This is a genomic window from Streptomyces sp. NPDC001663, from assembly GCF_042893105.1.
Classification (GTDB): Bacteria; Actinomycetota; Actinomycetes; order Streptomycetales; family Streptomycetaceae; genus Streptomyces.
Genome location: NZ_JBIAUR010000026.1, coordinates 70,961 through 93,073 on the forward strand (window position 1 = coordinate 70,961; position 22,113 = coordinate 93,073).

The following is a 22,113-nucleotide window of genomic DNA, read 5'->3' on the forward strand; positions in this document are numbered from 1 at the left end:
GAGCGGTTCAGCCGCCGTAGACGTGGGGCGCGAGCGTACCGACGAACGGAAGGTTGCGGTACTTCTCGGCGTAGTCGAGGCCGTAGCCGACGACGAACTCGTTCGGGATGTCGAAGCCGACCCACTCCACGTCGATGGCGACCTTGGCGGCGTCGGGCTTGCGCAGCAGCGTGCAGATCTTCAGGGACTCGGGCTCGCGGGAGCCGAGGTTGTTGATCAGCCAGGACAGGGTCAGGCCCGAGTCGATGATGTCCTCGACGATCAGGACGTGCTTGCCCTTGATGTCGGTGTCGAGGTCCTTGAGGATCCGCACGACACCGGAGGACTGGGTGCCCGCGCCGTACGACGACACGGCCATCCAGTCCATGGTGACAGGGGTGGACAGCGCCCGCGCGAGGTCGGCCATCACCATCACCGCGCCCTTGAGGACGCCGACGATGAGCAGGTCCTTGCCCTCGTACTCAGCGTCGATCTTCGCCGCCAGCTCTGCCAGCTTCGCGTCGATCTCTTCCTTGGTGATGAGCACCTCTTTGAGGTCGGTGCCCATGTCTTTCGCGTCCACCCGCATCACTTTCGGTCGTCCCACCGGCCACCCGTCACCCCCCAAAGGGGGGCAAGGTTTCAGCCTTGCCGAATCACCAGTCTGCCACCCTGGCGCTGCGCGACGACTTTGCCCGGGAGATTGATGGCTCCCTGGCCGCGCCAACCGGTGATCAGCCGGTCGACTTCCTCGATGTGGCGGGCGAACAGCGAACCGGCGGGCGCCCCGGCGGCGATGGCCGCACGGCGCAGGACACGGCGGCGCACGGCGGGCGGCAGGGCGTAGAGCTTGGCGCACTCCAGGAGGCCTGCGGCGTCGCGTACGGAGTTCTCGGCCTGGCCGGCCCAGGCGTCGAGGGCGTCGGCGTCGTCGCGGGAGAGCTGCGCGGTGCGGGCGAGGGCCTCGACGACGCCCTTGCCGAGCGCCTTCTCCAGGGCGGGCAGGCCCTCGTGGCGCAGGCGGGAGCGGGTGTAGGCCGGGTCCGCGTTGTGCGGGTCGTCCCAGACGGGCAGGGACTGGACCATGCAGGCCTTGCGGGCGGTCTGCCGGTCCAGCTGGAGGAAGGGGCGGCGGTAACGGCCGTCGGCCCCCGAGACCGCGGCCATTCCGGACAGGGAGCGGATGCCGGACCCGCGGGCGAGACCGAGCAGGACTGTTTCGGCCTGGTCGTCGCGGGTGTGGCCGAGCAGGACCGCGGCGGCGCCGTGGCGGGCGGCGGCGGCGTCCAGGGCGGCGTAGCGGGCGTCTCGGGCGGCGGCCTCGGGTCCGCCTTCGCGGCCGACGGTCACGGCGACGGAGTCCACCGGGTCGAGGCCCATCTCGCGCAGGCGCAGGGCGACTTCGTCGGCGCGCAGGTCGGAGCCGGCCTGCAGGCCGTGGTCGACGGTGATGCCACCCGGGCGGATGCCGAGCTTGGGGGCCTCGAAGGCAAGGGCGGAGGCGAGGGCCATGGAGTCGGCGCCGCCGGAGCACGCCACGAGCACGACCGGCGACGACGCGCTCTCGTGCGGGGGCTGCTCGGAGGGCTCGGGAGCCCCGGTGGTCGTCCGGTGGTCGTTGAGGATGTCGTGGAGGGCGCGGCGGACCGCCAGGCGTATCGCCGCGACCGCAGGATGGGGACCCATGTCCGGTTCCCTTCATGAAGTTTTCGGGGGTGAGCTCGAGTTCGGTCACTCAGAGTGTGTAGATGGTGACAGAACCGGGCCGTTCCCCGAGCATCGCACGCCTACCCCTGCCCCACGGTCCCTCGGACGGGTGATTGGAGGGGCGTTCGCCTGCCGTCGGCCGGAATCGGTTCACGACCTTCCCACGGTGTTCACGACTCGCTCTTGCGGTGCACCCGCGCGACCCAGTCCGCCGGTTTGGCGATCTCCGCCTTGGTCGGGAGGGTGTTGGGGGACGTCCACACGCGGTTGAAGCCGTCCATGCCGACCTGGTCCACGACGGCTCGTACGAACCGCTCGCCGTCGCGGTACTGCCTGAGTTTGGCGTCCAGACCGAGCAGCTTGCGCAGGGCCATGTCCAGCCGCGAGGCGCCCTTCGCGCGGCGCTGCTGGAACTTCTCACGGATCTCGGAGACGGACGGCACGACGGCCGGACCCACCCCGTCCATCACGAAGTCGGCGTGGCCCTCCAGGAGGGACATCACGGCGGTGAGGCGCGCGAGGATCTCGCGCTGCGCCGGGGTCTGCACGATCTCGACGAAGGACCGCCCGCCGTCGTCCTCCTCGGCCTCGGGGCGTCCGCCGGCGAGGGACTGGGCGGCCTCGCGGATGCGCTCCAGGACCGTCATGGGGTCGACGTCGGTCTCCCCCAAGAACGACTGGATTTCGCCCTCGAGGTGGTCGCGCAGCCAGGGCACCGCGCTGAACTGCGTGCGGTGCGTCTCCTCGTGCAGGCAGACCCAGAGGCGGAAGTCGTGGGGCTGTACGTCGAGTTCGCGCTCCACGTGCACGATGTTCGGGGCGACGAGGAGCAGCCGGCCGCCGCCGTGCTCCCCCGCCGGGAGTTCGCGCGTCGCGGGGGCGAAGGTCTCATACTGGCCGAGGACTCGGGAGGCCAGGAAGGACAGCAGCATCCCGAGTTCGACGCCGGTGACCTTGCCGCCCACTGCCCCGAGGACCGCGCCGCCGGGGGTGTTGCCGCGCCGCTCCTGCATCTTGTCGAGCAGCGGTTTGAGGATCTCCCGGAAGCCGGCGACGTTCGCCCGGACCCAGCCGGGGCGGTCGACGACGAGGACCGGGGTGTTGTGGGTTTCTTCCGTCCCCATACGAGTGAAGCCCCGGACGTGTTCCTCCGAGGCCTTGGCATGCCGGCGCAGCTCCGCGACGACGGCCCGGGCCTCGTCGCGGCTCACGTCGGGGCCCGGCCGCACGAGCCGGGTCGCGGTCGCCACCGCGAGATTCCAGTCGACCATCTCGGCACCACCGATGCTCGTCATGCGTCAACCGTACGTGAGCGTTCCCACTTGGGGCAGGCCGTGCGGGTTGGCGGGGTGGACGTCGGTTCGGGTCCGGCGTCAGCCGCAACCGCACGCCGCCAGCGCCGTGGCGGTCCTGTCCAGGGCCGACTGGGCCTCCAACGGGCTGGTCGTGTCGGACGCCAGGAACGCGAAGGCCAGCAGGCGGCCGTCCTGGTCGACCACCGTTCCCGCCAGCGTGTTCACGCCGGTCAGGGTTCCTGTTTTCGCTCGTACGACTCCTGCCGCGCCGTTCGTGTAGCGGCTGGTCAGGGTGCCGGTGAAGCCTGCCACCGGGAGACCCGTGAGGACCGGGCGGAGTTCGGGGTGGGCTGCGTCGCCCGCCTTGACGAGCAATGCCGTGAGCAGGTCGGCCGTCAGTCGGTCGTCGCGGTCGAGGCCGCTGCCGTCGTGGAACTCGGCACCCTTGAGCGGGAGTTCGAGCCTCTTCAGCTGCGCTCCGATCGCGGCTGCGCCGCCGTCGAAGCTCGCCCGGCCGCCCGTCGCGGCCGCTGTCTGGCGGGCCAGTGCCTCCGCGATGTCGTTGTCGCTGTTGGTCAGCATGCGTTCGACCAGCTCCGAGAGCGGCGGCGAGGAGACCGAGGCCAGCGGCTCCGCGCGGTTCGTCGCCTTGGACGGGCCGGGGGACGTGGTCTTGATGCCGTGGTCGCCGAGGAACTCCCGGAACCGGCGGGCCGCGTCCGCCGCCGGGTCCGTCACGCGCGCGGCCGGGCCGCTCGTCGAGTCGTCCGTGCGGCCCTCGTCGGCCATCAGGGCGCTGACCGGCGCGAGGTTGTCGTTGACGCCGATGGGGTGGATCCGGGAACCGGCGTACAGGGTGGTGTCGTAGGAGAGCGTGACCTCGTGGATGTCGCGCTTGTTGAGCGCGGCCGCCGTCCGGTCGGCCAGGTCGCGCAGGCTCGCCCAGCCGTCGGCCTCCTTGTGCGCCGTCAGGGTCGGGTCGCCGCCGCCGACCAGGACGAGTTCCCTGGTGTCGGGCTCCAGGGCCGTGCGGGTCGTCAGGCGGTGGTCGGCGCCCATCGCCGACAGGGCGGCCACCGCGGTTGCGATCTTCGTCGTGGAGGCGGGGGTCAGGGCGTCGTCGGCGCCGGTGCCGTAGAGGCGCTTGCCGGTGGCCACGTCGACGACCGCGGCGGTGTGGCGGGTGCCGAGCGCCGCGTCCTTCAGGAGGGGGCCCAGGAGGTCGGAGAGGGCCGTGCCGGTCGGGGCCGACTTCACGGTGTTGGCGGAACCGCCGAGGCCGGTCAGGACGGACCCGGCGCTGGGGGCGGGCCGGGGGACCCCGGCGGCCGTATCGGACGTATCGGAATTACGACCGTGATCTGTGCCACCCGTGCGTTCCAGGGCGACCGCGCGGTCCGCCTCGGCCGTACGCTGACCGCTGGAGTCCCAGGGGCCGGCGGCGGTCGCCACTGTGGCGGCCAGCGCCAGACCGGCGGTGGCGGCGCCCGCGGTGTACTGCCAGGTCCTGACGGTCTTCGGCCGCGTGAACCGGACGGACGGCACGCGTGCGAGCTGCGGTTTCGTGGCGGCCGCGGCTCGTTCGAGGCCCGGTCGCACGGCGTTCGCGGCTCGTTCGAGATGCGGGCGTACGGTCCCGGCGGCCCGTGCCAGATGCGGTCGTACGGCGTTCGCGGCCCGCGCCACATGCGGTCTCGCGGCCCGCCAAGGCCTCAGCTCAGGCACGACCACCAGCCCCTTTCGCGATCACACACCTGCGTGAGGGACACTTAACCACCAGAACTATGTGCTGATCATGGAGGAGCCACCGGTGGAGTTCGACGTCACGATCGAGATCCCGAAGGGTTCGCGGAACAAGTACGAGGTGGACCACGAGACCGGTCGGATCCGCCTGGACCGTCGACTCTTCACCTCGACCGCCTACCCGACCGACTACGGCTTCGTCGAGAACACCCTCGGCGAGGACGGTGACCCGCTGGACGCGCTGGTCATCCTGGACGAGCCGACGTTCCCGGGCTGCCTCATCAAGTGCCGCGCGATCGGCATGTTCCGGATGACGGACGAGGCCGGCGGCGACGACAAGCTGCTGTGCGTCCCGGCGACGGACCCGCGTGTGGAGCACCTGCGTGACATCCACCACGTGTCGGAGTTCGACCGCCTGGAGATCCAGCACTTCTTCGAGGTCTACAAGGACCTGGAGCCCGGCAAGTCCGTCGAGGGCGCCAACTGGGTGGGCCGGGTCGACGCCGAGGTCGAGATCGAGCGGTCGTACAAGCGCTTCAAGGAGTCCGGCGGCCACTGAGCCCCCAGCAGTCTTTTCGGGCCGCACGCGTACGCGTGCGGCCCGTTCGCTTCTCTGTGCGCATACTGGGGCTTGCCGCACGCGTCGTACAGGGAGCGTTACTCACGTGACGGATTTGGAGGACCGCAAGCCTCAGTCGGACGAGGCCAGGGGCGCGTTCGATCCCGAGATCACATCCGAGTTCGCCATTCCGGCGGGACTCGCCGCCCCCAGAGCCGTCGCCGAGCCGGAGACCACGTCCGAGTTCGCCGTCCCCCAGGGGCTGGACGTGCCGCAGTCGCCGGGTGCCGAGCCCGAGGGGTCCGCGTTCACCCTGCCGAGCACCTACAGCGCCCAGCAGGCCCCCGCCGCGTTCACGCCGCCGACCGGCGTCCCCGTGGTCAGCCTCACCAAGGACGCGCCCTGGCAGGACCGGATGCGCACGATGCTGCGCATGCCGGTGGCCGAGCGGCCCGCTCCGGAGCCGCGGGGCAAGGTCGAGGAGGAGGGTCCGGCCGTCCCGCGCGTGCTCGACCTGACGCTGCGCATCGGCGAGTTGCTGCTGGCGGGCGGTGAGGGCGCAGAGGACGTGGAGGCGGCGATGTTCGCGGTCTGCCGGTCCTACGGCCTGGACCGCTGCGAGCCGAACGTCACCTTCACACTGCTGTCGATCTCGTACCAGCCCTCGCTCGTCGACGACCCGGTGACGGCCTCGCGGACGGTGCGGCGCCGGGCCACCGACTACACGCGGCTGGCGGCCGTGTTCCAGCTGGTGGACGACCTCAGCGACCCGGAGACCAGCATCTCCCTGGAGGAGGCCTACCGGCGGCTCGCCGAGATGCGCCGCAACCGGCACCCGTACCCCACCTGGGTGCTGACCGGGGCGAGCGGGCTGCTCGCGGGGGCGGCCTCCGTGCTGGTCGGTGGTGACGTGGTCGTCTTCATAGCGGCCATGCTGGGCGCGATGCTCGGCGACCGGCTGGCGTGGCTGTGCGCGGGGCGCGGGCTGCCGGAGTTCTACCAGTTCACGGTGGCCGCGATGCCGCCGGCCGCGATCGGGGTCGCGCTGACGGTGGCCCACGTGGACGTGAAGGCGTCCGCGGTCATCACCGGTGGGCTGTTCGCGCTGCTGCCGGGGCGGGCGCTGGTGGCGGGTGTGCAGGACGGGCTGACCGGGTTCTACATCACCGCGTCGGCGCGCCTGCTGGAGGTGATGTACCTCTTCGTCGGCATCGTCGTGGGCGTGCTCGTGGTCCTGTACTTCGGGGTGAACCTGGGCGCCAAGCTCAACCCCGACGCGGCCCTGAGCATCACTCCCCGGCCCGGCTGGCAGATCGGCGCCTCGATGCTGCTGTCGCTGACGTTCGCGGTGCTGCTCCAGCAGGAGCGGTCCACCGTGCTGTGGGTGACGCTGAACGGTGGTGTCGCCTGGTCGGTGTACGGCGCGCTCCATGACGCCGGTGGCCTCTCGCCGGTTGCTTCCACGGCTGTGGCGGCCGGGCTGGTGGGGCTGTTCGGGCAGCTGCTGTCGCGGTACCGGTTCGCGTCGGCGCTGCCCTACACGACGGCGGCGATCGGGCCTCTGCTGCCCGGTTCCGCCACGTACTTCGGGCTGTTGTCCATCGCACAGAACGAGGTGGACAAGGGGTTGGTGTCGCTGGCCACGGCGGCTTCGCTGGCCATGGCCATCGCGATCGGGGTCAATCTCGGGTCGGAGATCTCGCGGCTGTTCCTGCGGATCCCCGGCGGGGCTTCGGCGGCCGGGCGGCGAGCTGCCAAGCGAACTCGAGGGTTCTGAGCGCCTGCTAGTAACCCTGGTTGTACGGGTGCTGCTGGTACTGCTGGCCGCCGTACTGCTGGTTCGGGTCGTACGGCTGCTGCTGCGGCTGCTGGTACCGCTGCCCGCCGTACTGCTGGTTCGGGTCGTACGGCTGCTGCTGCGGCTGCTGGTACTGCTGGCCGTAGTCCTGGTCGGCCGGCGGGATGCGGCGCAGCTGGGTCGTCGCATCGTCCATGACCGGGGGCTGCTGGTGCTGGGCCGGAGCGGGCTGCTGCGGGTTCTTCCTGGCCTTGGAGCGGGCGCGGAGGAACTCGATGATGATCGGGACCACCGAGACGAAGACGATCAGGATGAGGATCGCCTCGATGTTCTTGTGGACGAAGTCCACGTTGCCGAGCCAGGAGCCCAGCAGGGTCACGCCCGCACCCCAGAGCACGCCGCCGATGACGTTGAACGTGATGAACGAGCGGTACTTCATGCCGCTGACGCCGGCGATGATCGGCGTGAAGGTGCGCACGATGGGCACGAAGCGGGCCAGGACCAGGGACTTGGGGCCGTACTTCTCGAAGAACTCGTGCGCCTTGACCACGTTCTCCTGCTTGAAGAGGCGGGAGTCCGGGCGGGTGAAGAGCGAGGGGCCGACCTTCTTGCCGAAGACGTAGCCCGCCTGGTCGCCGAGGATCGCGGCGACGCAGATCAGCAGGATGGCCGCCCACAGCGGGAAGTCCAGGGTGCCCGCGGTGATCAGCAGGCCGCAGGTGAACAGGAGCGAGTCGCCCGGCAGGAAGAAGCCGATCAGCAGGCCCGACTCCGCGAAGACGATGAGGAGCAGGCCCCAGATGCCGAACGTGTCGAGGAGATAGTTCGGATCCAGCCAGCTCGGGCCGAGGGCAAGCGTCGTCACGGTTCCGGGCTCCTGAAGGGATGGGGGCGAGTACGGCGTACTCGTGCGGCCGCACAAAGCTATCAACGCCATGTGTCCTCCCCAGGTTCCCCCGGTGTCCACGGGATGCACTGTGGGCCGCCTGGGACGAAGCTGTGAGCCATGGGTATCGACGAATACGGCGGCGGCCAGGGGCCCCAGCCGGACGTGCTGGTCGTGACGACGAACGACGCTCCCGGTTTCCGGGTCCAGGAGGTTCTAGGTGAGGTCTTCGGGCTGACGGTGCGCTCCCGCCATCTGGGGAGCCAGATCGGCGCCGGGCTGAAGTCGATGATCGGCGGTGAGCTCAAGGGGCTCACCAAGACGCTCGTGCAGACCCGCAACCAGGCCATGGAACGGCTCGTCGAGCAGGCACGCGCGCGTGGGGCGAACGGAGTCCTGATGTTCCGCTTCGACGTGACCGAGGCGGCGGACGTGGGCACGGAGGTGTGCGCCTACGGGACGGCCGTGGTCCTGGCCCGGGAGTGACCCTCGGGGTCCCGGGCCAGGTCACTAGGAGGTGTGCCGGGACGCGTTCGCCTTGATGGCGTCCCTGAGGTGTTCCGCGAGACCTGGGCGCATGGCGTCGTAGAACGCCTTGAAGCGCTCGTCGGAGACGTACATGTCGCCCAGGCAGCGGTGCATCTCGTACGGGCAGTCGTAGAACCACCTGCTGATGTGCTGCCGGTGTTCCTCGGCCAGGTCCATCGCGGCCTCGCCGGCCGACGGTTCACCGGCGGCCACCAGGGCGGCGTAGCGCTCGCTCCAGTCGTCGACCTCGGCCTGCAGGCGTTTCCAGTCCTCCTTGGTGTAGGTGGCCGCGCGGCGCTGCGACTCGGCGTACGCCTCGGTGCCGCCCCAACGCTCTTCCGCCTCCTCGGCGTACTGCTCGGGGTCCTTGTCGCCGAAGACCTCGAACCGCTCCTCGGGCGTGAGGTTGATGCCCATCTTCCGTGCCTCCATGGCGTGCTCCACGGCCGCCGCCATCTTCTGCAGCTTCTCGATCCGGGCGGTCAGCAGCTCGTGCTGGCGGCGCAGATGCGCGCGCGGGTCCGCGTCCGGGTCGTCGAGCAGGGCGGCGACCTCGTCGAGCGGGAAGCCGAGCTCCCGGTAGAACAGGACCTGCTGCAGCCGGTCGAGGTCGGCGTCGCTGTAGCGCCGGTGGCCGGCGTGGCTGCGCTCGCTCGGGGCGAGCAGGCCGATGTCGTCGTAGTGGTGCAGCGTTCGCACCGTGACGCCGGCGAAGCCCGCGACCTGTCCCACGGAGTAGCCGATCTGTCCTGCCGAGTGGCTCACTTCGTCCGCTCCCTTCTCGGTACGCACTCCACGGTGGGTCCTCACGTCACGTGAGGTGCAAGTCCCACGTTGCTGCCGCTGATCCTGCCCGCTCTGGTCGTGGGCGTCCTGGTGACCGGTCGGCCCAGACGCAGCTGCGCGAGGACGGAACTCCGATCCGCCGACATCCGTTCTTCAGACGACACGAGGAGATGTCCATGCCGCTCCACAAAGGTTCCGAGAAGCCCGACGAGCGCCCGCTGTCGGTCAACCCGTTCTTCGGGGAGGCCAATCCGGTCGGCGGCATGACCCAGGCACCGCCCAAGCACCGCCTACCGGACACCCCGCTGCCGCCGATGACGGCGTACCAGCTGGTGCACGACGAGCTGATGCTGGACGGCAACTCCCGCCTGAACCTGGCCACTTTCGTCACCACCTGGATGGAGCCGCAGGCCGGTGTCCTGATGGCGGAGTGCCGGGACAAGAACATGATCGACAAGGACGAGTACCCGCGCACCGCCGAGCTGGAGCGCCGCTGCGTGGCGATGCTGGCCGACCTGTGGAACGCACCGGATCCGTCGGCCGTCGTGGGCTGTTCGACGACCGGTTCGAGCGAGGCGTGCATGCTCGCCGGGATGGCGCTCAAGCGGCGCTGGAGCAAGCGGAACCCCTCCGCCACGGCCCGCCCGAACCTCATCATGGGTGTCAATGTCCAGGTCTGCTGGGAGAAGTTCTGCAACTTCTGGGAGGTGGAGGCCCGCCTGGTCCCCATGGAGGGCGACCGGTTCCATCTCGACCCGCAAGCCGCCGACGAGCTGTGCGACGAGAACACCATCGGGGTCGTCGGCATCCTCGGCTCCACCTTCGACGGCTCGTACGAGCCCATCGCCGACCTGTGCGCGGCACTCGACGCCCTCCAGGAGCGCACGGGCCTGGACATCCCGGTGCACGTCGACGGCGCCTCCGGCGGCATGGTCGCGCCCTTCCTCGACGAGGACCTGGTGTGGGACTTCCGCCTCCCGCGCGTGGCGTCCATCAACACCTCGGGGCACAAGTACGGGCTGGTCTACCCGGGCGTCGGGTGGGCGCTGTGGCGCGACAAGGAGGCTCTCCCCGAGGAACTCGTCTTCCGGGTCAACTACTTGGGCGGCGACATGCCCACGTTCGCCCTGAACTTCTCGCGCCCGGGCGCCCAGGTGGTCGCGCAGTACTACACGTTCCTGCGGCTGGGCCGCGAGGGCTACCGGGCCGTGCAGCAGACGACCCGGGACGTGGCCAGGGGCATCGCCGACCGGGTGGAGGCGCTCGGCGACTTCCGGCTGCTGACCCGGGGCGACGAGCTGCCCGTGTTCGCCTTCACGACGGCTCCGGGCGTGGAGTCGTACGACGTCTTCGACGTGTCCCGGCGGATGCGCGAGAAGGGCTGGCTGGTGCCCGCGTACACCTTCCCGCCGAACCGCGAGGACCTGTCCGTGCTGCGGGTGGTGTGCCGCAACGGCTTCTCGGCCGACCTCGCCGACCTGTTCGTCGAGGACCTGACCCGTCTGCTGCCGGAACTGCGCCGGCAGCCGCACCCCCTGACCAGGGACAAGGGGGCGGCCACCGGCTTCCACCACTAGCGACCTAGCGGCTCATGTGCGCGAACTTCCGCACCGCCAGCGGGAAGAACACAGCCAGCAGCCCCAACGGCCATACGACGGCCGCCCATACGTGCCCCGGCTCCCCGCCGGGGCCGCCGAGCAGGTCTCGTACGGCGGTCGCGGTCTGGGACATCGGGTTCCACTCGACGACCGTGCCCAGCCAGTCGGGCATGGACTTCGGGGTGGCAAGGGCGTTGGACAGGAAGCCGACCGGCCAGACCAGGATCTGTACGGCCTGCACCATCTCCGGCTTCCCGGCGACCAGGGCCAGGTGGATGCCGATCCACAGCATGGCGAAGCGGAGCAGCAGCAACAGGCCCACGGCGCCCAGGAACGCGGCCGCCGACCCGTGCGCGCGCCAGCCGAGCGTGTGTCCGACGCCGATCAGGATCGTCAGCCCCAGCGCCGACTGGAGCATGTCGGCGGCCGAACGGCCCACCAGAACCGACCCGTTGGCCATCGGCAGCGAGCGGAAGCGGTCGATGACGCCCTTGTCGAGGTCCTGGGTGACGGCGAGCATCGTGCCCTCCAGGCCGAAGGCCATGGTGAGCGCGAGCATGCCGGGGACCAGGTAGTCGCGGTACTCGCCACTCACCCCTCGGCCGCCGCCGATCAGGTAGGCGAACATCAGCAGCAGCATCACCGGGAAGACCAGCCCGACGACCAGCCGGCCCGGCTGTCGCGCCCAATGGGCGAGTTCGCGGCGGGTCATGGTCCAGGAGTCGGTCAGTGCGTACGTGGTCATGCGGCCTCCTCGACTCGGTGGTCACCGGTGAGGTGCAGAAACACCTCGTCCAGCGTCGGTCGCCGCAGAGCGACGTCCTCCGCCTCGATGCCGGCCTCCTCCAGGGCCCGTACGGCACCGGAGAGCGCGGACATGCGGTCGGTGACCGGGGCGCTGAGCAGACGGCGGTCGGGGTCGACCGAGATGTCGGACTCGGGGATGGGCAACAGGGCGACCGCGGCGCCCAGCTGGCCGGCATCGCGCAGGACTACGTCGATGCGGTCGCCGCCGGTGGCCGCCTTGAGCTCGTCCGCCGTACCCTCCGCGATCACCCGGCCGGCGTCGACGACCGAGATGCGGTCGGCGAGCTGGTCGGCCTCCTCCAGGTACTGGGTGGTGAGCAGGACCGTCGTACCGCCGCCGACCAGGGAGCGGACCGACGCCCATACCTCGGCGCGGCCGCGTGGGTCGAGGCCGGTCGTCGGCTCGTCCAGGAACAGCACCTCCGGATCCCGGACGAGGGAGGCGGCCAGATCCAGGCGGCGCCGCATGCCGCCGCTGTAGGCGCGCACCGGCTTGCGGCCGGCGTCGGCGAGGCCGAAGCGCTCCAGGAGTTCGCCGGCACGCACGCGCGCGTGCCGTGCGCCCAGGTGGTACAGGCGGCCGAACATCTCCAGGTTCTGGCGGCCGCCGAGTTCCTCGTCGAGGGCCGCGTGCTGACCGAGCAGACCGATGCGCAGGCGCACCGCGCGGGCCTCGGCCACCACGTCGTGCCCGGCCACCTCGATCCGGCCCGCGTCGGGCCTGAGCAGGGTGGACAGGATGCGGACCAAGGTTGTCTTGCCCGCGCCGTTCGGGCCCAGGACTCCGTGCACCGTGCCACGGGCGACCGTGAGGTCGAGCCCGTCCAGTGCGTGTTTCTCGCCGTACTTCTTGCGTGCTCCGTCGACGGTGATCGCCGCGTCGGCCACTGCCACTCCCTCGCTAGTCAAACTTGACTACCTTCTGGAAGGTAACGCGGGAATCCCGATTGGTCAAACTTGATTAGTGGTCGTCCTCCGGGTGCCGCTCCCCGGTCGCGTACGGGTTCTCCTGCCCCTCCACGAGGACGCCGACGAAGGGCTCACCCTCCCCCGCGAACGTGTACGCCCCGCCCTCGATCCGGCCGATGAGCCCCTGGGTCCACTCGGCCTCGGCGTCGGCCGTGTGGATCCAGAGGTTCATGATCTCGCCGATGTGGCCGAGCTGTTCGGGGCCGTCCTCGGGGATGTAGTGCTCCGTGACGGCCCCGCGCCACTCCTCGATCCGCCGGGTCCGCTCCTTCAGGAGGGACACCACCTCGGCGCGCGGCAGGTCGACCATGAAGCCGATGGCCGCCGCCTTCACGTCCATCTTCTGGTCGTAGGAGGTCAGCGCCTCGCGCACCAGCCTGAGGTACTCCTCGGTGCCCGCGTCGGTGATCTCGTACTCGGTGCGCGGCGGGCCGCCGGCCGTGGACGGTGCGATCTCGTGCGCGTGCAGCAGCCCTTGCTTGGCCATCTGCTTGAGCGCGTGGTAGATCGAGCCGGGCTTGGCGTTGGACCACTCGTGCGCGCCCCAGTACTCCAGGTCGTTGCGCACCTGGTAGCCGTGGGCCCGCCCGTGCTGGCGGACGGCGCCCAGCACCAGGAGACGGATCGCTGACATGGGGCCAGCGTAGGACCCTTGACGTCAGCCCCAGCTCGTGCCCTGCTCCTTGGCCACCAGCTCGAAGGCGGTGGCGCCGTCCAGGGACTCCCTGATGATGTCGGCGTGGCCTGCGTGCCGGGCCGTCTCGCGGATCAGGTGCAGGCAGAGCCAGCGCACGGAGACGCGGCCCTCCGGCGGGAACCAGGGGTCGTTCGGGAGCGGGAAGGTGTCGTCGAGGCTCGGCACCGAGCGGATGTACGCCTCGGTCTCGGCGGCGACCTTCTCCCAGTACGCGAGCTGGGACTCGACACTCTCGCCGTCGACGAGCTGGAACGTCTCGTGCCAGTTGGTCTCGTCCCGCTGGATCGCCGGCGGCTCCTGCTTGGCCCGGGCGATCCAGCCCTGCTCGACCTCGGCGACATGCTTGAGCAGACCGGAGAGGGACAGCTCACTGGCGCTGGGCCTGCTCGCGGCCTGCTCCTCCGTGAGTCCGAGCAGCGCCCGGCGGATGCCACCGCGCTGCTCCTCGATGAACGCGAGCAGCGCCCCGCGCTCGTCGCCCTGCGCCTCTGCCGGTACGTGCGTGACCATGACCGTCGCCTTTCGTCGGATCGGGGCCTCGGGAGGCCTCCTGACACCGACGAAGCTACGGGGCCTTTAGGTCAGGTTCTGTCCTCAATCGGGAGGCGGTGCAGAGAAGTTCCACCCAGGGAGGATCATGACGGCAGGCCGTCAGGGGAGGGCGCAGTGGGCAGGGGATCCAGGAAACGCCGCGCACGCAGGAAGCGGGAGGGCAAGCAGCCCGCGCGCCCGAGACCGCCGCTGAATCCCACGCGGCCCGGCGCGAAACCGTCGCCCGTGGTGGTCGCACTGGCCGGGGCGTTCTGCGTCCTCGTGTTCGGCCTGGCGCCGCTGCTCCAGGGCGGCTACATGCTGGCGGGCGCCCTCGGCCTCGTAGGGCATCGCGCCGTCTTCACCGCCGCGGGCTGCCACCTGACCGGGACCGGCAAGAACCGCCACAACGTCTGCGAGGGCGAACTGGTCGAGGCGCACCGGCCGCAGCGGTACGCCTCCATCGCCGCGGACGTGCCGCTGGACCGGGCCACACCCGTCCAGGTGCTCCCCACCGGCTGGCTGGAGACCGTCGGCCCCGCCGCCGTCACCGGCTGGTCGACCCTGGGCCTGGGCGGCCTGACCGGCCTGACGGCAGCCTCGCTCGTCGTCTTCCGGGGCCGCGTGAAGCCGCCGTCCCACAGCATCGGACGCCGACTGTTCGTCGTCCTGGCATCCCTGACACTGACCGGGCTCGTCGTCTACGTCGTTGTCAGGGCCGTCACATGACGACGGCCCCGACCGGACCGTTCCTCAGAACGGGAACCCGCTCCGCCCGTGCTGCACCGAGATCCACTTCTGCGTGGTGAAGCACTCGACGGTCCCCTCACCGTTGAGGCGGCCGACGCCGGAGCTCTTCTCGCCGCCGAAGGGGACGAGCGGCTCGTCGTGGACGGTGCCGTCGTTCACGTGGAACATGCCGGTGTCGATCTGCTTGGCGAAGGCGACACCCCGCTCGATGTCACCGGTGTGCACGGCGCCGCTCAGACCGTACGGCGTGTCGTTGACGATGCGTACGGCCTCCTCCTCACCGTCGAAGGGGATGAGGAAGGCGACCGGGCCGAAGACCTCCTGCCGGAGCAGGGCCGAGTCGGCGGGGACGCCGGTGAGGACGGAGGGCTCGACCAGGTTGTCGGTGGTCTCGCCGCGCACCAGGGCCGTCGCGCCCTCGGCGATCGCCTGCTCGACCGTGGCCGAAAGGGAGTCCGCCTGCGAGGAGTTGATCACCGGGCCGATGACGGTCTGCGGGTCGCGCGGGTCGCCGACCTTGAGGGTCTTGACCTTGGCGACGAACTTCTCCGTGAACTCGTCGACGATCGAGCGGTCCACCAGCACGCGGTTGGCGGCCATGCAGACCTGGCCCTGGTGGACGTAGCGGCTGAAGACGGCCGCGTCGACCGCGTAGTCGATGTCTGCGTCGTCGAGCACCACGATCGCGCTGTTGCCGCCCAGTTCGAGGACCGTGCGCTTGAAGTGCGAGGCGCAGACGGTGGCGACGTGCCGGCCGACCTTGTCGGAGCCGGTGAAGGAGATGACCTTCGGTACCGGGTGCTCGATGAAGGCGTCGCCGATCTCCGCGATGTCCGTGATGACAACGTTCAGGAGCCCGCCGGGCAGACCCGCGTCCTCGAAGATCTTCGCGACCAGGGAGCCGCCGGTGATCGGGGTGTTCTGGTGCGGCTTGAGGACCACGCCGTTGCCGAGCGCGAGGGCCGGGGCGACCGACTTGATCGACAGCAGGAAGGGGAAGTTGAAGGGGCTGATCACGCCCACGACACCGACCGGGACGCGGTAGAGACGGTTCTCCTTGCCGTCCACCGGCGACGGGAGGATCTTGCCCTCGGGGCGCAGCGCCCACTGGATCGACTCGCGCAGGAACTCCTTGGCGAGATGGAGCTCGAAGCCGGCCTTCAGATGCGTGCCGCCGAGCTCGGCGATGATCACCTCGGTGATCTCCTCCTGGCGCTCCTCGATCAGCGCGAGGGCCTTCTCCAGGACCGCACGGCGCGCATACGGGTTGGTCGCCGCCCACTGCTTCTGCACGCGGGCCGCCGACTTGTACGCCTCGTCGACCTCGTCGACCGTGGCTATCGTGATCGACGCCAGCTTCTCGCCGTCGTACGGGTTGAAGTCGATGATGTCCCAGGAACCCGTGCCCGGGCGCCACTCACCGTCGATGTACTGCTGGGCCAGGTCGGTGAAGTACGACGACATGTGATCCCCAAATCACTAGCAGACACACGATCAACATCACGGTCTGATCACACGTCATCGTACTTGCGACGCAAGCGAGTTGGGGACTGAGAGCGAACTTATGGGGAGAACCCTAGGAGAGCTGGAGGAGACCTCGTAGGACATCGCGGCTCTCTTCCAATCCCGGGCTGTCCTGCTGGAGCTCCTTGAGGGCCTTCTCGTACTGGGCGACGTCCTCGTGCTTGTCCAGGTAGAGGGCGCTGGTGAGCTGCTCCAGGTAGACGACGTCGGTCAGATCGGACTCGGTGAAGCTGAGGATCGTGAACGCGCCGCTCTCGCCCGAGTGCCCGCCGAAGCTGAACGGCATGATCTGCAGCCGTACGTTCGGATGCTCGGAGATCTCGATCAGGTGCTGGAGCTGACCGCGCATCACCTGCCGGTCGCCGTACGGGCGGCGCAGGGCCGCCTCGTCGAGGACGATGTGGTAGTCCGGGGCGTTCTCGGAGACGAGGTACTTCTGCCGCTCCAGGCGCAGCGCCACCCGCTTCTCGATGTCGGCGGGGCTCGCGCCCTTCATGCCGCGCTGTACGACTGCACGTGCATACGCCTCGGTCTGCAGCAGGCCGTGCACGAACTGCACCTCGTACGCCCGGATCAGGGACGCCGCACCCTCCAGCCCCACATAGGTGGGGAACCAACTCGGCAGCACGTCCGAGTAACTGTGCCACCAGCCCGCGACGTTGGCCTCCCGGGCGAGGGAGAGGAGCGAGGTGCGCTCCTGCTCGTCCGTGATGCCGTACAGCGTCAACAGGTCTTCCACATCACGCGTCTTGAAGCTCACCCGGCCCAGTTCCATCCGGCTGATCTTCGACTCCGACGCGCGGATCGAGTAACCCGCCGCCTCGCGCGTGATCCCGCGCGCCTCGCGCAGTCGCCTGAGTTGCGAGCCGAGCAGCATGCGCCGCACCACCGATCCGGGCTCTCCCACGCTCACGTTCGCCAGCCTCCCCAACGCCTTCAGGGGCCGAAGTCTGCCACTAAAACACTCCGAGCAGTACTCGTCCGATTACAGAGAAGGAAAGAAGCCAAAGATTCTGCACAGGAACCAGGAAGGAGTTGGCAAGTAGGGGGAGAGAAGATGGCGGAAAAAATGGCCAACAAGCGGTACGGGAGGGTCCAATTCGGTCGCGTGCACGTGCATCTGCACCTTGCATCTGCACCGCTCATCCAAGACCATGGTCTCGCGCAACCGCTGCATCGCAACGACCGCGAATTCCCGGGAGTGCCTCGCATGGGGACGAATGGATCGACCATGCTCGAGCCGTTACGGCAGGGCCTTCCGCCGCTGGATCCCGCGGCCGTGTCCAACGCCGCCTCCTGCGCTCTTCCCGCCCGCTACGAGGCGGTCCGCGAGGCGAGACTCTTCACCCGCAGAACGCTGGACCAATGGGACGCGGGCGACCGCTTCGACGACATCTGCCTGGTCGTCTCCGAGCTGGTCACCAACGCCCTGCGGCACGGCCTGGCGGCGACCGGCGCGCGCATACCGGAGCACAACCCGTCCGTGCGGCTGCACCTGATGCGCTGGACCGAGCGGCTGGTGTGCGCGGTGCGCGACCCCAGCAACGACAGTCCGGTCGCGGGCGAGGTGGACGACTTCTCGGCGGAGTCCGGGCGCGGCCTGTTCCTCGTCGACTCCTTCGCCGACGGCTGGGGCTGGCACCCGCTCGCGGGCACGCTCGGCGGCAAGGTGGTCTGGGCACTGTTCCGGCTGCCGCAGCCGCCGGCGGCGTCGGCGGACTGCTCGGAGTGAGTGGCCCCGGCGTTTTTTGACGCCGGGGTTCTACGCGCGTTACGGCGACGGTGGCCCGGACCGTCCCGAAGTGCCCGCTTTCGTCAGCCGGCTACCAGGTGGTCGAACTCGCCGTCCTTGATGCCCAGGAGCATCGCCTCGATCTCCGCGCGCGTGTAGACGAGCGCGGGGCCTTCGGGGAAGCGCGAGTTGCGTACGGCCACGTCACCGCCGGGCAGCCGGGCGAACTCCACGCAGGAACCCTGCGAGTTGCTGTGCCGGCTCTTCTGCCAGGCCACTCCGTTCAGCTCCGTGGCTGCCATGCCGTTGTACACGTCGTGGTCCACAGGTCGCTCCCGGTGGTGCGGTGGCCTTGGGGCCAGTGATGCAGTGGTCAACTGGTCCGGATCATAGCCGTGTTCACGTGCGGATGCATGAGCAGATGCACGTGCACGCGGGGTGGTTCTGTGGTTACAGATGTGACGTACGTGGCGCTACACCCGTTCCAGCGCTTGCCCCAGAGCTCGCATCACATGCGTTCTCCAGCCCCCGCCCATGATCGTCCGGGCCATCAGCTGTGCGGGGTCGTCGGGGTCGAATCCCTCGTGCACTAGGAAGAGACGTGTACCGCGGCCTTCTTGTTCCAACCTCCACGTAATGGTCCAGTCCGCGGGATTGGCCGGATCGGCATCCGCCCAGCGGACGGAGAGCATCCGCTCGACGTCGTAGGCGAGGACCTCGACGTCCACGACGCCGGAGAAGTTGGTGTTGGGCCGCGGTACGGAGGTGAGCCGGTACCGGTGGCCGATCTCGAGGCGAAAGTCCTCTGACCCCTGCATCTGCCACTGCACGAGCAGCTCGGGCTCGGTCAGGGCGCGCCAGACCTTGGCGGGCGGGTGCGGGAAGAACTGGTCGACGCGGACGGCGGTGAGGTCGTCGTCGGGGCCGTCGGCGGGTCGGTAGCCGGCGGCACGGTCGTCCGGGGACCGGTCGCCTGCGGGTTCGGTGCTCATGTCGGCCCATCGTCGGGCATGTGGTCGAGGAGGTCACCGAGGCCCTTCAAGCGGTCGCGCCAGAACCGCTCGTACGGATGGAGCCAGTCCTGCACCTCGGCGAGGGGGGCCGCCTCGAGGCGGTAGATGCGCTGCCGGCCGGAGCGCTGCTCGGAGACGAGGCCCGCGTCGCGCAACACCTTCAGGTGCTCGGAGAGGCTGGGACGGCGCATGTCGAAGTGCTCGGCCAGCGCCTGGACGGGCTGGGGCCCGCCGTCGCGGAGCAGCCGCAGCACCTCGCGGCGGGTGGCGTTGGCGAGCGCGGCGAAGACGCGGTCCGCCACGGCCTCTTCGCGGGCCCCGGTTGCGGTCATGCCGACCTTCCTACTGGTGTGCCTCCGTCAGCAGCAGCAGACCGTTGCCGTCGGGGTCCGTGAAGGAGGCCATGCGGCCCCACGGGAGATCGTCGGGCCCCTGCACCGCGGTCCCCGCCTCAGCGAGCCGAGCGCAGTCCGCGTCGACATCGGTCGTGACCAACATGATCCCCCGGGCCGAACCGGCCTCGAAACCGCCCATCCCGGGACCGGAAAGCGTGAAGACGGTCTGCGCCCCCTTCGGGGCCACCTGGAGCCAGCGCCCCTGTGGCATGTCCAGGTCGGCGGTGACCTCGAAGCCGAGAACGTCCGTGTAGAAGCGCAGGGCGCGGTCCTGGTCGGAGACGGGGAGGGTGACGAAGGAGGCGTGAGTGATGTTCATGGAGCCGACGATAGGTAGGAGATTCCCTACGTGTCAAACGTAGGGAATCTCCTACCTATTAGCGGCGCGCTCAGCGGCTGCCATACGGCAGCAGGGCCATCTCCCGGGCGTTCTTGATCGCGCGGGCGAGCAGTCGTTGCTGCTGGGCCGTGACTCGGGTGACGCGGCGGCTGCGGATCTTGCCCCGGTCGGAGATGAACTTCCGCAGCAGGTCGGTGTCCTTGTAGTCGATGTACGTGATCCCGGCCGCGTCCAGCGGGTTGGGGCGGTTCGTGGCGGGCTTGCGGTCGGGCTTGCGGGCCATGGGTCAGACCTCCAGGAGGGCGTCGAAGGCGGGCGGCAGTCGTTTCCAGGCGTCGCGCCCGGCGGCGTACTCGGCGTCGGTCAACAGGCAGGCCTCCAGCAGGTGTTCGAGCCCGTGGCGGTCGAGGCCGGGGGAGGTGAAGACGAGGTGCTGGCAGCAGTCGCCGTGCTCCGCGTGCCAGTCCAGCGCGGCGGCGGCGCGGCGCACCGGCGGGACCATGTCCCAGGCGGCGTCGGGGAGCGCGGCCAGCCACGGCCCGACGCTCTCCACGCACAGCGCCCCGCCCGCCGCGTCCCAGTGCAGCAGCGTGTCCGGCTTGTCGGCGAGCCAGAACCGGCCCCGGCTGCGGGCGGCGGCGCAGGTCAGGTCCTCCAGCGCCGCGTACAGCCGCTCCGGGTGGAAGGGGCGGCTGCGGTGCCATACGAACGTGGAGACACCGTGGGCATCGGCCTCGGCGGGCAGGAGGGCGCAGGCCGGGTGCTGGGCTGCGGCCGCCGCTTCGACGTCGAATCCGGCCAGCGCGGCGCCCGCAAGGTCGCCGTGGCCGATGACGACCCGCCGGGCCGTCGGGTGCAGCTGCTCCAGCAGCTCGCGGTCCTCGTCGTCGGCCTCCTCACCGTCGGTGACAGCCAGGACGGGGGCGTACTCCAGCTGGCGCGCGAACGTGTCCGCGACCGTCCGCTGGTCCGTGGCCGCCGCCGCGAGGCCGCCCTCGGCGAGGTCGTCGCCGTTGCCGAGGCAGGGCAGGACGAGCGCCGGGTCGACGGCGGTGATGACGCCGGTGACCGTAAGGCCGCCGGCCACGACCACCTCGGCCATGGCCTTGGGCTCGACGGAGTCCCACAGCTCGACGACGGCGAGGCGGGTGCCCCCGGCGTCCGCGAGCCTGCGCAGCTCGGGGACGAGGTCTTCCCTGAGCGCGCAGCAGGCGCAGTCGTTGACCAGGGGCGTCTCGCCGGCCGACACGAGGCCGGCCGCGTCGCGGATCGTCCGTACGACCGTCCCCGCCGCGGCCGTGGCGAGGTCGTGGTGGAGTACGACGCTGCCGGGGACGTCTGCCAGCAGCTGGGCGACGGCCGCCCTGCGGGCGTCGGCGTGCAGGCCGCCGACGATCACGACCGACAGGCTCACGCCCCGCCCCGCTTCCCGAACCGGCGCTCGAAGCGCTCCACGCGGCCGGCGGTGTCCAGGACGCGGGCCGTACCGGTGTAGAAGGGGTGGCTGACGTTCGAGATCTCGACGTCCACGACCGGGTAGGTGTTGCCGTCCTCCCACTCGATCGTCTTCTCGCTCGTCATCGTCGAGCGGGTCAGGAAGGCGTGGTTCGCGGCGCGGTCACGGAAGACGACGGGACCGTAGGCCGGGTGGATTCCCTTGCGCATGGCGGTGGTTCAGCGCTCCTCTCGGAAGTCGACGTGGCGGCCGGCGACCGGGTCGTACTTGCGCAGCGTCATGCGGTCGGGGTCGTTGCGGCGGTTCTTGCGGGTCACGTAGGTGAAGCCGGTCCCTGCCGTGGAGCGGAGCTTGATGACCGGGCGGAGTTCGTTGCGAGCCATGGTGGTACCTTACTGAAAATGAATTCCATTAGCGACATCGCTTCAGGAGAGGTACGTCACCCATGTCCGCGCACTGCATGCTGACCGGCGCCCGGCCCGGCTTCGGCAACCGCATCTCCCACTCCCACCGGCGCACTCCCCGCCGTTTCGACCCCAACATCCAGAGCAAGCGGTACTGGCTGCCGAGCGAGGGCCGGTACGTACGGCTGCGGCTGAGCACGAAGGGGATCAGGACCGTCGACACGATCGGCGTCGAGGCGGCCGTGGCGCGGATCCGTGCGCGGGGGGTGCGGGTCTGATGGCGAAGAAGAGCAAGATCGCGAAGAACGAGAAGCGGCAGAAGATCGTCGCCCGCCACGCCGAGCGGCGCGCCGAGCTGAAGGAGATCATCCGGCGCCCGTCGTCGACGGAGGCCGAACGGCTCGCCGCCGAGCGGGAGTTGCGCCGCCAGCCGCGCGACGCGAGCGCGACACGCGTACGCAACCGGGACCAGGTGGACGGGCGGCCGCGGGGGTACTTCCGGGCGTTCGGGCTGTCCCGGGTTTCGCTGCGGGAGCAGGCGCATGCGGGGTACTTGCCGGGGGTGCGCAAGTCGTCCTGGTGAGCGCGGGTGGGTCTCGTGAATCTCACAGCCGCT

General features: G+C 70.0%; 28 protein-coding genes. 8 read left to right on the forward strand and 20 right to left on the reverse strand.

From position 1 onward, the window contains the following. Positions 1 to 7 precede the first annotated feature (7 nt). The 4 genes from hpt to dacB all read right to left on the reverse strand — a co-directional run bounded on the left by hpt (position 8) and on the right by dacB (position 4,712). Positions 8 to 568 carry a hypoxanthine phosphoribosyltransferase gene (hpt, locus tag ACFY1L_RS50835; protein ID WP_388842173.1) on the reverse strand — a complete coding sequence of 187 codons (561 nt, stop codon included), beginning with the start codon at positions 566 to 568 and terminating at the stop codon, positions 8 to 10. 53 nt (positions 569 to 621) lie between these two features. Continuing rightward, positions 622 to 1,665 (reverse strand): tRNA lysidine(34) synthetase TilS, encoded by a 1,044-nt coding sequence (tilS, locus tag ACFY1L_RS50840; RefSeq protein WP_388842014.1) that lies wholly within the window; start codon positions 1,663 to 1,665, stop codon positions 622 to 624. 191 nt (positions 1,666 to 1,856) lie between these two features. Continuing rightward, the gene (locus ACFY1L_RS50845; protein ID WP_388842016.1) at positions 1,857 to 2,981 is read right to left on the reverse strand and encodes a zinc-dependent metalloprotease; all 1,125 of its coding nucleotides are present in this window, start codon (positions 2,979 to 2,981) and stop codon (positions 1,857 to 1,859) included. Between the two features lie 78 nt (positions 2,982 to 3,059). Further along, entirely contained in the window at positions 3,060 to 4,712 is a 1,653-nt protein-coding gene (dacB, locus tag ACFY1L_RS50850; protein WP_388842018.1) for a D-alanyl-D-alanine carboxypeptidase/D-alanyl-D-alanine-endopeptidase, read from the reverse strand. A 79-nt stretch (positions 4,713 to 4,791) separates the two neighbouring features. On the opposite strand from dacB, the gene ACFY1L_RS50855 reads away from it, so the two are divergent. Both ACFY1L_RS50855 and ACFY1L_RS50860 read left to right on the forward strand, forming a co-directional pair. Continuing rightward, positions 4,792 to 5,283, forward strand: coding sequence for an inorganic diphosphatase (locus ACFY1L_RS50855; RefSeq protein ID WP_194078292.1), 492 nt, complete (start codon positions 4,792 to 4,794; stop codon positions 5,281 to 5,283). Positions 5,284 to 5,389: 106 nt separating this feature from the next. Continuing rightward, entirely contained in the window at positions 5,390 to 7,060 is a 1,671-nt protein-coding gene (locus ACFY1L_RS50860) for a threonine/serine exporter ThrE family protein (protein WP_388842020.1), read from the forward strand. Positions 7,061 to 7,067: 7 nt separating this feature from the next. Here ACFY1L_RS50860 and ACFY1L_RS50865 read toward each other — a convergent pair whose 3' ends face one another. Then, positions 7,068 to 7,946, reverse strand: a complete 879-nt coding sequence (locus tag ACFY1L_RS50865) for a DedA family protein (RefSeq protein ID WP_388842022.1) — start codon at positions 7,944 to 7,946, stop codon at positions 7,068 to 7,070. Between the two features lie 141 nt (positions 7,947 to 8,087). On the opposite strand from ACFY1L_RS50865, the gene ACFY1L_RS50870 reads away from it, so the two are divergent. After that, positions 8,088 to 8,453, forward strand: coding sequence for a YbjQ family protein (locus tag ACFY1L_RS50870; protein WP_388842024.1), 366 nt, complete (start codon positions 8,088 to 8,090; stop codon positions 8,451 to 8,453). Between the two features lie 24 nt (positions 8,454 to 8,477). Here the strand turns inward: ACFY1L_RS50870 and ACFY1L_RS50875 are convergent, their stop codons facing one another. Further along, positions 8,478 to 9,239 (reverse strand): MerR family transcriptional regulator, encoded by a 762-nt coding sequence (locus ACFY1L_RS50875; RefSeq protein ID WP_388842175.1) that lies wholly within the window; start codon positions 9,237 to 9,239, stop codon positions 8,478 to 8,480. A gap of 218 nt (positions 9,240 to 9,457) precedes the next feature. Here ACFY1L_RS50875 and ACFY1L_RS50880 point away from each other — a divergent pair, with 218 nt between their 5' ends. Further along, positions 9,458 to 10,858, forward strand: coding sequence for a glutamate decarboxylase (locus ACFY1L_RS50880; protein WP_388842026.1), 1,401 nt, complete (start codon positions 9,458 to 9,460; stop codon positions 10,856 to 10,858). Between the two features lie 4 nt (positions 10,859 to 10,862). Here ACFY1L_RS50880 and ACFY1L_RS50885 read toward each other — a convergent pair whose 3' ends face one another. The 4 genes from ACFY1L_RS50885 to ACFY1L_RS50900 form a co-directional block, all read right to left on the reverse strand. Next, positions 10,863 to 11,624 carry an ABC transporter permease gene (locus ACFY1L_RS50885; RefSeq protein ID WP_388842028.1) on the reverse strand — a complete coding sequence of 254 codons (762 nt, stop codon included), beginning with the start codon at positions 11,622 to 11,624 and terminating at the stop codon, positions 10,863 to 10,865. Beyond that, positions 11,621 to 12,574, reverse strand: a complete 954-nt coding sequence (locus ACFY1L_RS50890) for an ATP-binding cassette domain-containing protein (RefSeq protein WP_388842030.1) — start codon at positions 12,572 to 12,574, stop codon at positions 11,621 to 11,623. The genes ACFY1L_RS50885 and ACFY1L_RS50890 overlap by 4 nt, the downstream gene beginning before the upstream one ends. 73 nt (positions 12,575 to 12,647) lie before the next feature. Beyond that, positions 12,648 to 13,289 carry a PadR family transcriptional regulator gene (locus ACFY1L_RS50895; protein ID WP_388842032.1) on the reverse strand — a complete coding sequence of 214 codons (642 nt, stop codon included), beginning with the start codon at positions 13,287 to 13,289 and terminating at the stop codon, positions 12,648 to 12,650. Positions 13,290 to 13,313: 24 nt separating this feature from the next. After that, positions 13,314 to 13,862 (reverse strand): DinB family protein, encoded by a 549-nt coding sequence (locus tag ACFY1L_RS50900; protein WP_388842034.1) that lies wholly within the window; start codon positions 13,860 to 13,862, stop codon positions 13,314 to 13,316. A gap of 267 nt (positions 13,863 to 14,129) precedes the next feature. Between ACFY1L_RS50900 and ACFY1L_RS50905 the strand changes: the two genes are divergently transcribed. After that, complete coding sequence (locus ACFY1L_RS50905) at positions 14,130 to 14,612, forward strand: hypothetical protein (RefSeq protein WP_388842036.1); 483 nt, start codon at positions 14,130 to 14,132, stop codon at positions 14,610 to 14,612. A gap of 24 nt (positions 14,613 to 14,636) precedes the next feature. On the opposite strand, the gene ACFY1L_RS50910 is transcribed toward ACFY1L_RS50905, so the two are convergent. Then, positions 14,637 to 16,097: an aldehyde dehydrogenase family protein gene (locus ACFY1L_RS50910; RefSeq protein WP_388842038.1), complete on the reverse strand. Its 1,461-nt coding sequence runs from the start codon at positions 16,095 to 16,097 to the stop codon at positions 14,637 to 14,639. A gap of 112 nt (positions 16,098 to 16,209) precedes the next feature. Next, positions 16,210 to 17,034, reverse strand: a complete 825-nt coding sequence (locus ACFY1L_RS50915; RefSeq protein WP_388842177.1) for a helix-turn-helix domain-containing protein — start codon at positions 17,032 to 17,034, stop codon at positions 16,210 to 16,212. 333 nt (positions 17,035 to 17,367) lie between these two features. Between ACFY1L_RS50915 and ACFY1L_RS50920 the strand changes: the two genes are divergently transcribed. After that, positions 17,368 to 17,889: an ATP-binding protein gene (locus ACFY1L_RS50920; RefSeq protein ID WP_388842040.1), complete on the forward strand. Its 522-nt coding sequence runs from the start codon at positions 17,368 to 17,370 to the stop codon at positions 17,887 to 17,889. Positions 17,890 to 17,972: 83 nt separating this feature from the next. Here ACFY1L_RS50920 and ACFY1L_RS50925 read toward each other — a convergent pair whose 3' ends face one another. The 8 genes from ACFY1L_RS50925 to rpmG all read right to left on the reverse strand — a co-directional run bounded on the left by ACFY1L_RS50925 (position 17,973) and on the right by rpmG (position 21,476). Continuing rightward, the gene (locus ACFY1L_RS50925) at positions 17,973 to 18,191 is read right to left on the reverse strand and encodes a DUF397 domain-containing protein (RefSeq protein ID WP_388842179.1); all 219 of its coding nucleotides are present in this window, start codon (positions 18,189 to 18,191) and stop codon (positions 17,973 to 17,975) included. A gap of 171 nt (positions 18,192 to 18,362) precedes the next feature. Then, a complete protein-coding gene (locus ACFY1L_RS50930; RefSeq protein ID WP_388842042.1) occupies positions 18,363 to 18,881 on the reverse strand; it encodes an SRPBCC domain-containing protein in 519 nt (172 codons plus the stop codon). Next, entirely contained in the window at positions 18,878 to 19,234 is a 357-nt protein-coding gene (locus tag ACFY1L_RS50935; RefSeq protein WP_388842044.1) for an ArsR/SmtB family transcription factor, read from the reverse strand. Before ACFY1L_RS50935 ends, ACFY1L_RS50930 begins: the two co-directional genes overlap by 4 nt. 10 nt (positions 19,235 to 19,244) lie before the next feature. Continuing rightward, a complete protein-coding gene (locus ACFY1L_RS50940; RefSeq protein ID WP_388842046.1) occupies positions 19,245 to 19,616 on the reverse strand; it encodes a VOC family protein in 372 nt (123 codons plus the stop codon). Between the two features lie 70 nt (positions 19,617 to 19,686). Then, positions 19,687 to 19,920, reverse strand: a complete 234-nt coding sequence (rpsR, locus tag ACFY1L_RS50945; protein ID WP_388842048.1) for a 30S ribosomal protein S18 — start codon at positions 19,918 to 19,920, stop codon at positions 19,687 to 19,689. Positions 19,921 to 19,923: 3 nt separating this feature from the next. Beyond that, positions 19,924 to 21,051: a CobW family GTP-binding protein gene (locus tag ACFY1L_RS50950; RefSeq protein WP_388842050.1), complete on the reverse strand. Its 1,128-nt coding sequence runs from the start codon at positions 21,049 to 21,051 to the stop codon at positions 19,924 to 19,926. Further along, positions 21,048 to 21,302 (reverse strand): type B 50S ribosomal protein L31, encoded by a 255-nt coding sequence (locus ACFY1L_RS50955; RefSeq protein WP_388842052.1) that lies wholly within the window; start codon positions 21,300 to 21,302, stop codon positions 21,048 to 21,050. The genes ACFY1L_RS50950 and ACFY1L_RS50955 overlap by 4 nt, the downstream gene beginning before the upstream one ends. Positions 21,303 to 21,311: 9 nt before the next feature. Continuing rightward, positions 21,312 to 21,476: a 50S ribosomal protein L33 gene (gene rpmG, locus ACFY1L_RS50960; protein ID WP_015658813.1), complete on the reverse strand. Its 165-nt coding sequence runs from the start codon at positions 21,474 to 21,476 to the stop codon at positions 21,312 to 21,314. Between the two features lie 62 nt (positions 21,477 to 21,538). Between rpmG and rpmB the strand changes: the two genes are divergently transcribed. Together rpmB and rpsN are read left to right on the forward strand one after the other, a co-directional pair. Next, positions 21,539 to 21,775 (forward strand): 50S ribosomal protein L28, encoded by a 237-nt coding sequence (gene rpmB, locus ACFY1L_RS50965; RefSeq protein WP_388842055.1) that lies wholly within the window; start codon positions 21,539 to 21,541, stop codon positions 21,773 to 21,775. Beyond that, positions 21,775 to 22,080 (forward strand): 30S ribosomal protein S14, encoded by a 306-nt coding sequence (gene rpsN, locus ACFY1L_RS50970; RefSeq protein WP_388842057.1) that lies wholly within the window; start codon positions 21,775 to 21,777, stop codon positions 22,078 to 22,080. The genes rpmB and rpsN overlap by 1 nt, the downstream gene beginning before the upstream one ends. Positions 22,081 to 22,113 lie beyond the last annotated feature (33 nt).